Below are 14,463 nucleotides of genomic sequence, written 5' to 3'. Positions count from 1 at the left end.
GGTGACTCCCGGGTTGGATTCGTGTCTGAAGACTTATTGCGCGCTGTCGGCGTTGATGCGCCCCAGCGAAAAAGCCAGTGTGGCCGCGCCGGTCAAGGCGGCGGAATACGCATCGGCCCGCGCACTGCGCGCGGCCAGCAAACCATTGGCGGCTTCGGTGGCGGCGGTAACGGTGCCTACGCCATGCCGGTATGCATCCAACGCGGCGTCGTAGGTCAGCGTGGCGGCTTCCTCCAGGCTTGTCGCGGCTTCGTTAGCCTGCAACGCGGATTCCAGCGTGGTGGATGCCACCACAATCTGGCGCATCGCTTCCATCCGCAACTTGGACAGCGCGGCTTGCGAGGCCTGCACGCGTTCGCGTGCGTCCTGCAAACGCGAGCTGCGCAGGCCGCCATCAAAGATCGGCACGCTGATCCCGACAATCACCCCGTTGGCGTTCGACTGGCCCGCAAGAATGGGCAGGTTGCCCACATCCAGGTTGCGGTTACCGGCTGCGGCAAAGCCCGCCAAATACACCTTGGGCAGAAAGTCCGCGCGCGCGGCGTCCACGGAATGCTCCGCCGCTTTCAGCGCCGCCACGCTCGCCATCACGTCCGGCCGGTCGGCCAGCGCTTGATGCAGGATCTCCTGGCTGGCGACATCGGTCGCAGGCGGCAGCGGCCGCCGTGTCAGGGGCGCGATGCGCAGCGTGACGGTGGGGTCTATACCCACTGCCGCGGCCAGCGCCTGGTATGTGTTGCGTTCGGCGCCTTGCGTCGTGACGACGCGCAAGCGCGCCTGCGCCACCAGTTGCCGCACCTGCGCCAGCTCGATGGTGGTGGCCATGCCGTTGCGCCGCCGCGCGTCCACCGCCGCCAGCACCGCTTCGCTATTGCCCAACGACGCCTTGGCGATCTCACTGCGCTGGCGCGCCGCGTCATGTTCGTAATAGGTGCTCATCACGCTGTAGATCAGCTTCTGGTGCGCACCGTTGTAGAGAAAATTGGCGCCCAGCGACAGGCTGCGCGCGCTGTCGCGCAAGGCGCTGCGCTGGCCGAAATCGAACAGCAGCCACTGCAAGGTCGCCAGCGGCACCACGCCGCTGGAACTCGTATCCACGTGCGGACGCTGCCCCAGGATTTCAGGCAGTTGATTGCGCGTAGAGATGTAGCCGCCCACCACGTGCGCCGACAGCATCGGCAGGAACGTGGCGTCGGCGATGCCCACGGTGGATGCGGCCTGACGCGCCTGGCTCCATGCGAGCCGGGTGTCGGGGCTGTTGCGTTGGGCCAGGTCGATGAGAGCGGGCAGATCGTATTCGCGGCTGGGGTCCAATGGCGGCGGCTGGCCGGGCAGATTGGCGGCAGGCGCGCCCGACACGGCAAGCGCGCGCCATTCGGCGGGCGCATCGGATGACTGCCACTGCCGTTGCGCCGACTCGGGCGCGCCTTGGTTGCCGGTGGCCACGCATGCAGTCAGCGCCATCAGGCACGCGATGGCGCCCAGCCCCATCGCCGCCGCACGCCCCGCCGAGGCTATCCGTCCTTCCATCCTATTGCCCTTCCATCAGTTGGTTCACCTGCTTGACGCTTCCTGGCTCATCATTGCGCACCGCGTGCGCCATAGCCTCCAGGCGTGCGGCAAGCGCCTCGTCCGGCTCAGGCGCGTCGATCAGCAAGCGCATGCACAGCGCCTGCACCGACTGCGTGACCGCGATCAATTCCCGCAAGCGGGCGCTATCCAGCCGCAGCGTTCGGGGTTCCAGCGTGGCCAGCCCCAGCGCGCGCCGGATGCCCGCCAGTTGCCCGGCCACGGCGCTGGCCTGCGCCACTGCCCGGTCGCGCCCGCCCTCGCCCAGCCGCGCCAACTTCGCCAAGCCCTCCAGCGCACGCCCAAGATCTTCGCGCACCCGGTGGCCGACGCTAACGGGCCACAACTGCGTGAACACCAGGTACAGCACCACGTTGCCCAGCAAGATGCCGATCACGCGGTCCATGGCGACAGACATATCGATGCTGGGGCCGAAGCCCTGCAACACCGTCATCATGAATGCCAGCGCAATCTGCACGCCCGCATACGACACGCGCTCCGAGCCCACCGCCACCCAAGCCGCCACGAACGCGCCGGCGAATACCAGCACCATCAAGCTGCCCACGCTGCTCATGTGCGGGATCAAAAACAGAATGGCGCCCACGCCCATCGCCGCGCCGATCAGGCAGCCGATGATGCGCAGCATCAGCTTTTGCGTGGTTTCCGCCACGGAACCCAAGGCGGCGACGTAGCACGTGATCATCGCGGTGTGGATGTCTTGCCAATCCAGCGCGGAGTAGATCAGGTAGCAGATCAGCGCGGCGGCCGTGGTCTTGATGGCGTAACGCACGTGTTCCGGATTGCTGAACGCATCGGGCGCCATGAACGGTTCGGCGGGCTGCGGAGCGGGCATGGTGGAGGCGTCGCCCCCCATTGCCGACAGCGCGCGCCACGCTTGCCGGGCTGCGGCGGGTTGCGTGGGGCTGTGCGTGGAGTCGGGCACCGGGGGGTGCGTGGGAAGGTGCGTGGGGGGTTGCGTGGGGGGTTGCGTGGGGGGTTGCGTGGAGTCGTGCACCGGGGGGTGCGTCGGGGAATGCGTAGGAGGAACGGCGGCGGCCGGCGCAGCGCGGCCCGCGGCCAGGGCCTGCCCGGCCTCGCGCGCACGAGCGGCTAGCGCATCCTGCCCGCCGCCACGCATCGCCAGCGCGGCGAAAAGCAGCCGGTAGGACTCTTGCAACGCCATTCCCAAACGACGCGTTTCATCGCGCCGCGCCAGCGCCAGCCCGCGCAGCAGCCCCCAGCGCTTCATGGATTCCTCTTGCCCTTCGCCCAGCATCTCGCGAAGACGCGCGCGGCCCGCGCGTCCGCCGCTTTCCAGATACGTGGCAACGGCGTCCAGCCGGTCGCCAACCGTCGTGCGCAGCAACGTCAGCGGCCGCCGGCCGATCGTGATGCTGACGATCAGCACCAGCGCCATCGGCATCGTCGCCATCAGCCACGCATACAGGATGCCCCGCGTGGCCGCTTCGCCAACCGGCACGTAGCTCAGCAGCGTCAAGCCAAACGCCAGCACCAGCGCGATGATGCCGCCAAGCGGCCCCAGCTTGCTGGCTGAGGCCAGGAACAACAGCAATAGCGACGACACCGCCAGCGCCACAATGCGCATGGCCGGCTGCGCCAGCGTCAGGTTGGTCAGCAGAAGCAGCACGCCGACGACAAGCATCACCAGCACCGACAGCGCCACCGCCAGCACCGAGCTTTCGGCCGCGTCCGGCTTCATCACGAAGAACACCAGGTAGCAGCTGATGGCCGACTCGGGAATGCCGTAGGTCATGGCGACCATGGCCGTCAACGCGCAGACCAGCGCAATCCGCCAAGCCATCGCCGCCCGGCCTGGAAAGGGCGCGAGCTGGCTCAGCCAGGCGGCGTCAACACCGCTTTTCATGATCGACCAAGACGACGGCCGACGCGCCCACGCGCATCAGTTCGGCGGGCGGGTTATCCAGCTTCACGCGGACGGGAAAGCGCTGGCCCACGCGCACCCAGTTCAAGGACTTGGGCACATAGGGCAAGCGGCGCGGCAGGTTGATCAGGTCTTCGGCGCTGACGCCCCAGCCGGTGGATTCCACCACGCCCTTCAAGCCCAGCCGCCGGTCAGCGGCCACGTACACCGTGGCGCAATCGCCGGGCTGGATGGCGGGCAACTCGGTTTCCAGAAACGTGGCCGTGGCAAACCAGCGCGTCGTGTCGATCAGTGAAAACGCAGACTGCGCCGGCACCATGTAATCGCCCTCGGTGATCGACAAGCCGGCGACCCGGCCATCGAACGGCGCCTTGACTTCGGTTTCGCGCAGCTGGCGTTCGGCAATGGCCAGCGCCGCGCGCCGTTCGGCCACCAGCGCTTGCGCGCCCTCGGCGTCGCCGACCAGCGCCTGCGCGGCCGCCAGCTGCGCCTGCGCTTCCTTCAGGCTGGTCTCGGCATTGCGCTTGAGCGTGGCCGCTTCGTCTACCTGCTGGCGCGTTACGTAGCCCTTGGGTAGCAGCGCATTCAGCCGTTCCCACGTCTGCGCCGCCAGCGCCGCATTGGCGCGCGCCCGAGCAATCTGTTCGGCCGCGATGGTGGCGTTGGACTGCTCGGCTTGCACCGACCGGCCGCGCGAGCTCAGCGCCGCTTCCGCCATGCGCAAGCCTGCGGCGGCCTGCTCAACCTGCAAGCGATAGAACTCCGGGTCGATCGCAAACAGCACCTGGCCACGGGTGACCTGGCTGTTCTCGCGCACGTTCAGCGCCACGACGCGGCCCGGAACGGCGGCGGCCACGCGCGCCACGTCGGTCGTCAGCACCGCATCTTCGGATAGCGGCTTGGCTTCCATCCGCATCACATACGCCAGCCCGGCCGCCACGGCCAGCACCACGATCAGCACGGCCATCACCACCGCGATGCGCCGCTTGTTGGAAGAGGACTTGAAGGTCGGCATGGTCAGCAGGTGAAAGTCAGCGGGTGAAAGTCAACGGGTGAAAGTCAGCGGGTGAAAAACAGAAGCGAACTCAGGAACATCAGCGCGGCGGCCAGGCTCAGGTACACCAGCACGCGTAATGGCATCACGTCGTCAATACCCCAACGCACCAGCAGCACCCGCACCAGCGATGCGCCCACAACGCCGATCACGGCGCACAGTATCCAGGCCGGAAAATAGGAATCGAACACCGTCACGTACGGCGCGCTGCGTGGAGCGCAGCCTGATAGCAGGACGGCGGCGATGACGGCGGGCCAATGCATCGGAAAGCTAGCCATGTTCTTTTTCTTCACCCTTCAAAGTCATCGAGCCGGTGGAAAGCGTTCAGTAGCGCACGCGCCGTCACCCTGACACGCGGCCAGGGGCRCACGCCCTCTAACGCAAATGCGCTTCGTGCAGGTCCAGCAAACGCGCATGCTCGCGCGCCAGTGAATCGGAAATACGGTGGGTGCGCGCCAGGTGGAAGACGGCATCGCGCGAGGCCGCTATCGCCTCCAGCCGCAACTGCCGTTCAATGGCGGCTTGTTTGGCGACCTGTTCGGCGGAGGTGCCGTCCGGCGCCTCGCCCGCCTGGCGGCGCAAGGTGGCGGTCAGGCTGTCGGCCACTTCCAGATACAGAGCGGCCTCGTCGGGATGTTCCGCAACCCGGCGCTTGGCGCCCGCGGCCACGCTGTCCAGCGCGGCCTGCAATATGGCTTCCTGCGCCAAAGACGCTTCGCGTTGCACACGGCTGTTGGCGGGAAAGTGCAGGCCGCGCATCAGGCTGGGCAAGGTCAGGCTGGCCAGCAGCAATGAAAACACAATGACCATGGCCGCCAGTGACACCGCCAGATCGCGTGCGGGAAACGGCGCGCCGCTATCCAGCGCGAACGGCAGCGTCATGACGCCCGCCAGCGTAACCGCGCCACGAACGCCCGCCACGGACACCGCAAGAATCACCCGAATGCCCACCTCGGGCGGTTCAGTCCCGCGCCGCCGCGCCGCCATCGCGCTGAGCTTGAGCGACACCGTCACCCACAGCAAGCGGAACAGGATCAGGCCCAGGCACACCGCCAGCCCGTACACCGGCAACCAGTACAGGGACAGCCCGCCCGCCTCGCCCGCGGCACGCGACAATCCGGCCAGAATGGTCGGGAACTGTTCGCCCAGCAGCACGAAAATCATGCCGTTCAGCGTGAACTGCACCATGTCCCAAACGGCGCGGCGTTCCATGCGCGTGGCGGCTAGCGCCCGGCCGGACAGCTCGGAATAGCTCATCATGACCCCGGCCGCCACGGCCGCCAGGATGCCGGAAGCGTTGGCGTGTTCGGCCACGAAATACACGAAGAACGGCGTCAGCAGGCTCAGCAACACTTCCGAGCCCGGCTCTTCGCCCAGCCGCTTGGTGATGAACCTGCGCACCTGCATGATCAGCCACGTCAGCCCCGCGCCAATCGACAGGCCCGCGATGGACACCCAGAGAAACGACAGCGCCGCTTCCGACAGCGAAAACGTGCCGGTGGCGGCTGCCGCCACGGCGAAGCGGAACGCAACCAGGCCGCTTGCATCGTTGAACAGCGCCTCGCCTTCCAGAATCGCCATCATGCGGCGGGGAATGTGGACGCGGCGCGAGATCGCCTCGACCGCCACGGGGTCCGTGGGCGACACAATGGCGGCAATGGCGAATGCAACCGGCAGCGGCACGTCGGGAATCATCCAGTGGATCAGGTAACCCACGCCAATCACCGTCAGAAATACCAGGCCGAACGCCAGCTGCAAGATCGAGGACGATTCGCGAATCACCGCCAGCTTCGACACCCGCCAGCCATCCAGGAACAGCAAGGGCGGCAGGAACAGCAGGAAGAAGATATCGGGTTCGATCAGTACGCCGCGCTGAAACACGGCGGCGATCAGAAAGCCCAGCGCGATCTGCACAAACGGCAAGGGAATGGCAAGGGGAATCAGCCGGACGATCACGCCGCTGAGCAAAACGGCGACCAGCATCGCCACCACTACCGTGAAAGTCCCCAACGATCACCCCTGTAAGCCCAACATCGGATAAATCCTACGTTGCGACCTTACCCTCGCGCCAGAGGACGCGCAATCCCAATTGTTGAAATGCAACATCAAGATCAGAACGGGCGCCGATCCCTCACGCCGCCAGCCCGCTTCTCAGCCCGTAACGCACCAGATCCATATCGCTGTGTACGTCCAGCTTGCGCATGGCCGCCCGCTTTTGCGCGCTGACCGTCTGCTTGCTGCGATGGAATTTCTGGGCGATCTCTCCAAGCGAGAAGCCCGACAGGAACAGGCGCACCACTTCAACTTCGCACCGGGTCAGCGGGTCTTCATGCTCAGCGGCGGTATCCGATTCCAACGCCGCCTGGATGCGCGGCGAGCGGTACGGCTCGCCACACCATGCGGCGTACAAGGCCCGGCGCAAATGCTCGGGCATGTCACCCTTGCTGACGATGGCGCGCACCCCCAGCGCTTCCAGCGCCTGCAACACGATGCGATTATCAAGCGACGTCAGCACCACCAGTTTTAGGCGGGGATAGCGCTCCTGTATCCGCGCGAACATGCTCAGACCATCACCAAAATCCGCCCCCGACATGACGTAGTCGCTGACAAGCACGTCACAGTGGTGCGTGTCCAGAATGTCGAACAGCTCGGTGGAATTGAAGGCGCAGGCGACAACCTGGGCAATATCGGCCACGGATATCTCGATTTGCACGCCCTTGACGCAAATGGGGTGCCCGTCGGCCAAGACAACGCGAATGACGTCTCGCACGGCGTCCCTCACCTTAAACCGTTGAAGAAGCCACGCCTGCCGCCGCGCGCAATGCCCGGCTTGCGCGCAAGGGCAACGCGATGACGACGGCGAAGGTCGTGCTTGACGAACGGAATACGCAGGAGGTGTCTCATCTGTGTCCTTTATGTTTTGGCTAAGGATTGACAGTGAGGCTATCCAGGTTCAGACGGCGGGGCAATCGGACTCGACCGAAGACGCCCGCCTGACGCATGGGACTGATCAAAACTCCATGCTTATCCCGCGATGCGGGCGCGGTTTCCCATGCAACTGACGCTCCGGCAGGCGCATCAGCTTGCTTTTTTGAAGGCCAGGACGGCGTTGTTGCCACCCATGCCGAACGAGTTGCTCAGCGCCGCCTGAAGCCCCGGCAGCGGCCGTGCCGCGCCTGGCACATAGTCCAGATCGCACTGCTCATCGCCGGGTTCGAAGAACAAGGTCGGCGGCACCTGGGCCTGGCGCAACGACATCGCGGTGACGGCGGCCTCGATGGCGCCCGCCGCGCCGATCGTGTGCCCCAGCGCCCCCTTGATGCTGCTGACCGGAACCAACCCGGCGCGCTCACCAAAGACGCGCTTGATGGCCGAGGTTTCGATGCGGTCGCCCACGTAGGTGCCCGTGCCGTGCGCGTTGATGTACCCGATGTCCTCGGGCGTCAGGCCGGCGTCTGACAAGCACCGCGACATGGCCAGGGCCTGCCCTTCGTCGTCGGGCCGCAGCGGATGCGTGCCGTCGTTGCTGACGCCGTAGCCCACCAGTTCGGCGATCACCACCGCGTTGCGCGCGCGCGCATGCGCTTCCGATTCCAGCACCAGCATGGCCGCGCCTTCGGCGAGCACGAAGCCCGAGCGGCGCGCGCTGAACGGCCGGCAGCCCCCGACGCTGCCGTCTTCGGACAGTTCCGCGCTCAGCACATGCAGCTGCTTCCAGGCCGTGACGATGGTTTCCGTCAACATGGATTCGGTTCCGCCCGCGATGGCCACGTCCAGATAGCCGTCGCGGATGCGGCGAAAAGCTTCCCCGATGGCCACGGCCCCGGCGGAACAGGCGGTGGCGTAGGTCTGCGCCTCGGTCGTGGTCTTGAGCGTCTGCGCGATTTGCGCGGTGGCGGCATTGGGCATCACCGACGGCACCACCAGAAACGTGCGCCGGGGCGCCAGGCCGTGATGGATCTCGATGGCTTCCGACAAGGACGACACGCCGCCGATCCCCGTTCCCACAAACACGCCGCATTGCTTTTTCTGTTCGGCGCTGAGCGCGGCGGCGGCCAGCGCCTGATCGGCGGCGTACTGCGCCACCAGCGCCACGCGGTCCATCGACCGCAACTGGCTGGGCGAGGCATCCACGTCCAGCGGTTCGCGGATGAAGCCGACCTGCTTGTCGATGGCGGCGTCGGGATGCTTACCCACGCCGCATTTTCCCGCCATCAGCGCGTCGAACGTTTTATCCGCCGTGTCGCCCAGCGGCGTGGCCATGCCAACCGCCGTGATGAAGACTCTTCTACGTTGCATCTTTATCAGCCTTTTCAGGGGGTTGCGGCGTGGGCGCGTCGGTCGCGGCCAAGGCCGCCAGCCGTGCCGCTTCCTTTGCCGCCACTTTTTCCTCGGCAACCCGAACGACGACCGTGCGCATGTAGGCCATCAACCCGTCCAGGTCTTGCGGAAACGCGTTCGTGATTTCCTGCGGCTTGTATGCCCCGTCGGTCGGCAGCATGTCGTCCGTAGTGATGTGAAATTCCGTTTCGATTTCCAGCAGGATCTCAAGCACCATGATCGAATCAAAATCGCTCATCACGGTTGCGAAGGATTTCCCTTCCAGCAACGCGTCACGATCGCACCGGCCGATGGAAGAAACAATGGTCGCCAGTTTCTCCCGGAATTCGGGGTCTTCGGGCAAGGGAGGGATATCAGATTCGAACTTGGCTCGCATTAACGCACCATGAAAGATGGGGTTGATCTTCTGCCCAAAGCGCCCGGGCGGCGGCGTTAACTATAGGTAAAAGTGATGGTCGCCGTCGACAACACCGACCCCGCCGTGACCGTGCCCCCTGTGCGCAGATAAGACGCGCCCAGTTTGTACGACCACGTGGAATTTGGCGTTGAGCTGATGAGCGTACCGCGATTGGGCAAGGTGCTGTTGAACGCCGCCCGTTCAAAGTTGTTCAAACCCGGGTTCCACAGCCACAACCTGACGCCCACGCCCTGCGCGCCGTTTTGGGCCTGGTTCGAGACCGTGTCGGGCGAGCCATTGGCCGCATAGTTCGTCGTCAACTTGACCGTGGGCGACGCCTGACTGCTCATGCCGCAATCCACCTGCAATTCGCTGGTATACAAGGCGTTTTCGCCCGCTCCGCTATTCATGGCAGTGGCGGTAACGTTACCCAGCGCGATCGTCTGGCTTTGCGGATTCTTGATCTGGCAGGTCGGGGCGGTGACGGTAATATTGCCGCTCATGCCCACGCGATACAAGCCCGCCGGCGCTGAGCCGGCAGACACCGAGGCCTGGCCAAAGATGTTGCTTCCAACAATGACGCCCGGCTTGATCGTGGCGCCCGTCGCCACGAAATCGATACGCGTGCGGTAGGTGCCGCGTGCGCTTGACGACATCGGGAACACCAACGCGCCCGTCGCATAGGTATTGTCAAATGTCTGCGGCGCGGCCAACTCCTCGCCATTGCCGATGTAGTAATAGACGCGATATCCGATACCTTGCAAGCCAGTCGCATAGCTTCTGGAATAGGAATCGTAGCTGCCGTTGCCCCGGAAATATTCCTGGGTGCCGGGCGGGCAGTTGTACAACGGCGCCGCATAGCCTTGCGACGCGCCTTCATACTGAGGCAGCACGCGCTCCACCGTCGAAAACAGCACGCTGCCGGTCGTACCCGGCGCGGGCATGGGTTGGACGGTGCGTGTCGGGCTGAGGGAATACACGTTGGCCGTCGAGGAGTACGCGTAATACTGATTGCCCTTGCTTGTCGTGCCCCCGCTGTTCACGGTGCACGACACGGCGCGCGTGTCCAGCGGACCGGCGTAGGCGGTCCCGGTGATGCCGCCCAGACAAGCCACCAGGGCGAAGGTGGCCGCTACGGCGGGCAACGCTCGGGCGGGCAACACAGGCCTCCGCACGCCGCCCCGACTTTTCACGATAGTGCGCGACAGTCCGATCATGCGCATGTCAGTTCCTTTTTCACTTCGTCGGTCTTCAGTTCTTCGCCCGACACATCAATGTCAAACGCGCACTGCCGTTCCTGGTTGGCGCCCCATTTCACGATGAAGCGGTTCGCACCTTGCAGGCCGGTCAGCCACGCACGCCCCACCGGTCCGACCACTCCGCGCTGCTCGCCGTCAACGTTGTAGATCGCCGCGCCGAACGGCACTTCCGCCCCGTCCGCGCCGCGCAACGTCGCCAGCAGCGTGCGCCCCAGTTCCGTATTGAAATGCGCCACGACGATGGCCCCACGTGTCGGCACCACGGTCTGCACGTTCTCTTGAATCGTCGCCGTCATATCGTCATGGTTCGGTGTCAGCGAAATACGGTTTTCACGGTACGGGCTGGCGTAGGGAATCAAGGCACGGCCCGAGCCGTCGGTGCGCACGCCCGGATAGGAGTCCACTTGCACCCCGGCCGCGCCCGGCACGTCCACCACCACGGCGGTTTCGCCCAACGATTGGCCCAGCAGCACCCCCTTGCGGTCCACCACCAAGGCGCCGCTGAAATCGACGTTGGTGCTGGAGTTGTTGCGCGAATACGCATGGCTCAGGTTGGCCTGGCCGATGGACGAGGCATAACCCAGCGACCCATAAGCATGGCCGCCGCTATCGGTGCCGCCGCTCGTCACGCCCGTTTGCAAGGCATAGGTGGCCGCGTAATCGTCCGTCAATGCGCCGTTCAGGTTGACGTCGTGGCTGGTGCCCTGGCCCGAGCTGTGGTTCATGGCATAGCTGCCCGTGTTCGTGCCGCCCAGCGGCAGGCTCAGCGTCAACATGATGGTGGTCTGGCTGTCCTGCCAGGGGCTTTTGTTCCTGCCCAGGTTCAGCGAATAGCCGACTCGGCCGATCGCGCTTGAGAACCCCATCTGCATGTACTCGGCCTTGCGCGGCGCATTCCGATAGCCGATGCCGTAGTAGTTGAACGACAAAGAGCCCACATTGCCCAAGCGTTGCGACAACGACAACTGATACTCGTGCTGGCGCTGATAGCCCTGGAACAGGTCGCCTTCCGTGCGGTCGCGCACGGCGTCTTCCAGGCTGCGATAGCCGGTTGAGTTATAGCGGTAGCCCGCCAGCGTGAAGTCCGTGCCGCTGCCCGGGAACGACTTCGCATATTGGATGCGCGCCGCCGTGCCGACCAGCGTCTTGCCGTCGCGCTGACGCGAACGCGAATTGGTGGTGTCCACCGACACCGCGCCCAGCGATTGCATGTTCAGGGCCAGGCCAATCGCGCCTGCGTGGTAGCCGTCAGCCGCGCTGGTCCAGCCGCCATAGGCCGTGAAGCCGAAGGGCAAGCCATAGGCCAGCGTGGCCTGGCCCAGCATCGGCTTGGCGTCGCCATAGGTGGGCCGGTACTGGCCCACCGCAAAGTTGTAGTTCCAGATGCCTTCGCGCATCATCGCGGGCAAGGCCGAGAACGGCTGGAAGAACCGCGTCGTGCGGCCGCCCAGTTCCTCGATTTCCACTTCAAGGTCGCCCGCGCCCGGTGTCGAATACAGGTCGTCAATCACAAACGGACCGGCCGCCACGAAGGTGGAATAGATCACATGACCGTTCTGGCGCACCGTCACCTTGGCATTGCTGGGCGCCACGCCGCGCACGATGGGCGCGTAGCCGCGCATGCTGTCCGGCAGCATGCCTTCATCAGAGCGCAACTGCACGCCGCGAAAGCGCGTCGACGTGAAGACGTTGCCAGAGGTCGAGCTATCGCCCAGGCGCAGCCAGCCGCGCCAGGCAGCCACATCGCGCTCCGCATAGAAGTCGCTCCAGTCCCATTTGGAACTGCCATCGTTGTCATAGAACGTGCCGTTGGCGCGCAGGCGCCAGGCGTCCAGATTGAAGCCATTGCGCAGGCTCAGAAAGCTGGAGTGGCCGCTGGAATTGCTTCGGCCGCCCGAGCTGCGCATGTCGTTGTACGACAAACGGTAGGACGACCAGAACGCGGTCTCGCCCACATCCCACAAGTCAGGGGACACGACGCCACGCGCCTGGCGCACCAGCGCGGCTTGCGGAATCGACAGCGTCAGCACGTTCTTGTCGGCGTCAAACGCCGCCGAGGACGACGCAATGAACTCCAGCGTCTTGGTGCATTGCACGTCCTTGTCTTGCGCCAACTTCGGGAACGCCAGCATGTTCACGCCGATGTCTTCCAGGAACGGCACGGGCAGACACGGTTGCGCGTCTTCCTTGTCGTCAACCTGCACGAAATCCACATCTCTCACGCCCAGGAACTGGCCGTTCAGGCGCACCGACACCGACTTCAATCCCGGCAGCACGCGGTTCGAAAACGCGAACACCGACAGGTCAACGCTGGGCTGACTGCTGCCGCGATGCAAAAAGCTATTGTCGAACGCCGCAGGCGCCTGGGTTTGCTCCTGGGTTTGCTCCTGCGCTGCGGCCGAAACCGGCGACGGCGCCAGTTCGGCGGACCAGATGAGCTGAGTACTCGCAAGGCCCAGGATGGCCCCCATGCCCAGTGCAACGGGACGGCATGGCATACGCCTAGGTATCACTTCTGGCCTCCGACCGTTGCTTGCACGGCCTCTGCGCCGCGCTCGCCTGCGGAGACCGTCGGCCACGCTTCGATGACGCCGTAATCATTGACGACCTGCGGCGTCACGGACACGGCGCCTGCCGGGCACTTGCCCAGCGGGATGTAGGTGGTTGCCAGCGGCTTGGCGACGACGGTCTTGCCCAGGCCTTCCGGCTCGCCGGGCACATCGACGCGAGCAAAGTTGATGTTGTAGGCCGACGTGTTGTCAACCGCCAGGCGGCAGCTCTTGCCGTCGCGCGCGATCGACCACTTCGATTGCTCGGCGCCGCGCGGCATCTTGTCGATGGCGGCGGGGCGGTAGAAAAGTTTGATGCGCGTGCGCGTCGCCAGCGTCAGGCTGTTGTCCTTCGACTCGCTCTTTTGCGGAATCTCCAGCACATTGATCCAGTAATACGACTCGCGGTCCTTGGGCATATCGTCGCCCACGCGCGTGATGTTCAGGCTGCGCTCGGAAGACCCGTCAAAGCGGCTCAGCGGCGGCGTGATGAAAAACGGCGTTTCCATCTCTTCTTTTTCGCCATCGATCCAGGCCTGCACCACGAACGGCGTGGCCGTCAGATTCTTGGCGAAGACCGCAACGTTGCGGTCTTTCTCGTTCATGATCGCGCGAGTGCTGGACAACTGAATGGCTGCGTGAGCGGCGCTGCCGGCAAGCACGCAGGAAGCGGCGACGCACGCGGGAAGGAGGCGTTTGAAGAGTAGAGTCATGGCTATGTCCGGCAGGTTCAAGCGCTGCGGCGCGCAAACGATTAGTGCAGGGGAAAGCGTCATCCCGAACGGCGCCGGGATGACGAAGAAAAATCAGGAGTAAGTGAGCGTCACCGTGGCGGAAGCATTGGCGGTGCCGGGCTTCGCAGTCGTGCCGTACTTGTAGTAGTACGCGGTGAATTGGTAGGTGCTCTTGCCCGACGAAATGTTGAAGTTGTGGGTCGAGGCTTCGTTGAAATTGACCATTGCCGCGCCGTGGGTGGTGTCGGTTGCGAACATCCTCACGCCAAAGCCCGACGCCGCGCCCGTACCCGAGGCCAGCGCCAGCGTAGAGGCATCGTTGATGGTGGTGCCCTTGAACTTCAGCGACGCCGCGTTCAAGGTGCTGAGCAAGCAGCCGCCTAGCGTGACGTTGAAATTCTTCTGGTAGGCCGCGGAGGGCACGGCGTTGCTCGCGAACTCGCTGATGGGCACGTCGCCCATGGCCACCGAGCCGACGGACAAGGTGCAGGCGGTGTTGGTGATTCTGCCCGTGACGGACACCGTCGCCTGCTGGGCTTGAGCCGCGCCTGCCATCAGGCACAGCGCCGCCGCGACCAAGGAGTATTTAAGGTTGCATTTCATAGTCGTATGCCGATACAGACGCGCACGCTTGCCGCTCAGCGACAGCTGATGCGC

General features: G+C 64.9%; 12 protein-coding genes. All 12 read right to left on the bottom strand.

What is annotated here, in order from left to right:
- Positions 1-33: 33 nt before the first annotated feature.
- Positions 34-1,530: a TolC family protein gene (locus AC1DSJ_RS17540; RefSeq protein WP_441371880.1), complete on the bottom strand. Its 1,497-nt coding sequence runs from the start codon at positions 1,528-1,530 to the stop codon at positions 34-36.
- A 1-nt stretch (position 1,531) separates the two neighbouring features.
- The gene (locus tag AC1DSJ_RS17535; protein WP_441371879.1) at positions 1,532-3,454 is read right to left on the bottom strand and encodes an FUSC family protein; all 1,923 of its coding nucleotides are present in this window, start codon (positions 3,452-3,454) and stop codon (positions 1,532-1,534) included.
- Entirely contained in the window at positions 3,438-4,487 is a 1,050-nt protein-coding gene (gene mdtN / locus AC1DSJ_RS17530) for a multidrug transporter subunit MdtN (protein ID WP_175170184.1), read from the bottom strand. Before mdtN ends, AC1DSJ_RS17535 begins: the two co-directional genes overlap by 17 nt.
- Before the next feature lie 44 nt (positions 4,488-4,531).
- Positions 4,532-4,804 (bottom strand): YtcA family lipoprotein, encoded by a 273-nt coding sequence (locus tag AC1DSJ_RS17525; protein ID WP_441371878.1) that lies wholly within the window; start codon positions 4,802-4,804, stop codon positions 4,532-4,534.
- A 97-nt stretch (positions 4,805-4,901) separates the two neighbouring features.
- A complete protein-coding gene (locus AC1DSJ_RS17520; RefSeq protein ID WP_427948862.1) occupies positions 4,902-6,536 on the bottom strand; it encodes a Na+/H+ antiporter in 1,635 nt (544 codons plus the stop codon).
- 121 nt (positions 6,537-6,657) lie between these two features.
- The gene (locus AC1DSJ_RS17515; RefSeq protein WP_054422880.1) at positions 6,658-7,296 is read right to left on the bottom strand and encodes a response regulator; all 639 of its coding nucleotides are present in this window, start codon (positions 7,294-7,296) and stop codon (positions 6,658-6,660) included.
- 308 nt (positions 7,297-7,604) lie between these two features.
- Complete coding sequence (locus AC1DSJ_RS17510) at positions 7,605-8,825, bottom strand: beta-ketoacyl-[acyl-carrier-protein] synthase family protein (protein WP_054422882.1); 1,221 nt, start codon at positions 8,823-8,825, stop codon at positions 7,605-7,607.
- Positions 8,815-9,243, bottom strand: a complete 429-nt coding sequence (locus tag AC1DSJ_RS17505) for an acyl carrier protein (protein WP_175170187.1) — start codon at positions 9,241-9,243, stop codon at positions 8,815-8,817. The genes AC1DSJ_RS17510 and AC1DSJ_RS17505 overlap by 11 nt, the downstream gene beginning before the upstream one ends.
- Positions 9,244-9,299: 56 nt before the next feature.
- Positions 9,300-10,487: a fimbrial protein gene (locus tag AC1DSJ_RS17500; protein WP_175170188.1), complete on the bottom strand. Its 1,188-nt coding sequence runs from the start codon at positions 10,485-10,487 to the stop codon at positions 9,300-9,302.
- A complete protein-coding gene (locus AC1DSJ_RS17495; protein ID WP_441371877.1) occupies positions 10,478-13,021 on the bottom strand; it encodes a fimbria/pilus outer membrane usher protein in 2,544 nt (847 codons plus the stop codon). Before AC1DSJ_RS17495 ends, AC1DSJ_RS17500 begins: the two co-directional genes overlap by 10 nt.
- Positions 13,022-13,032: 11 nt before the next feature.
- A complete protein-coding gene (locus AC1DSJ_RS17490) occupies positions 13,033-13,785 on the bottom strand; it encodes a fimbrial biogenesis chaperone (RefSeq protein ID WP_054422886.1) in 753 nt (250 codons plus the stop codon).
- Between the two features lie 93 nt (positions 13,786-13,878).
- Complete coding sequence (locus AC1DSJ_RS17485; protein WP_054422888.1) at positions 13,879-14,409, bottom strand: fimbrial protein; 531 nt, start codon at positions 14,407-14,409, stop codon at positions 13,879-13,881.
- Positions 14,410-14,463 lie beyond the last annotated feature (54 nt).

The organism is Achromobacter sp. 01N37 (assembly GCF_056399725.1).
The sequence above is the reverse complement of the archived record's forward strand: the minus strand, read 5'-3'. Positions and strand labels throughout refer to the sequence as shown.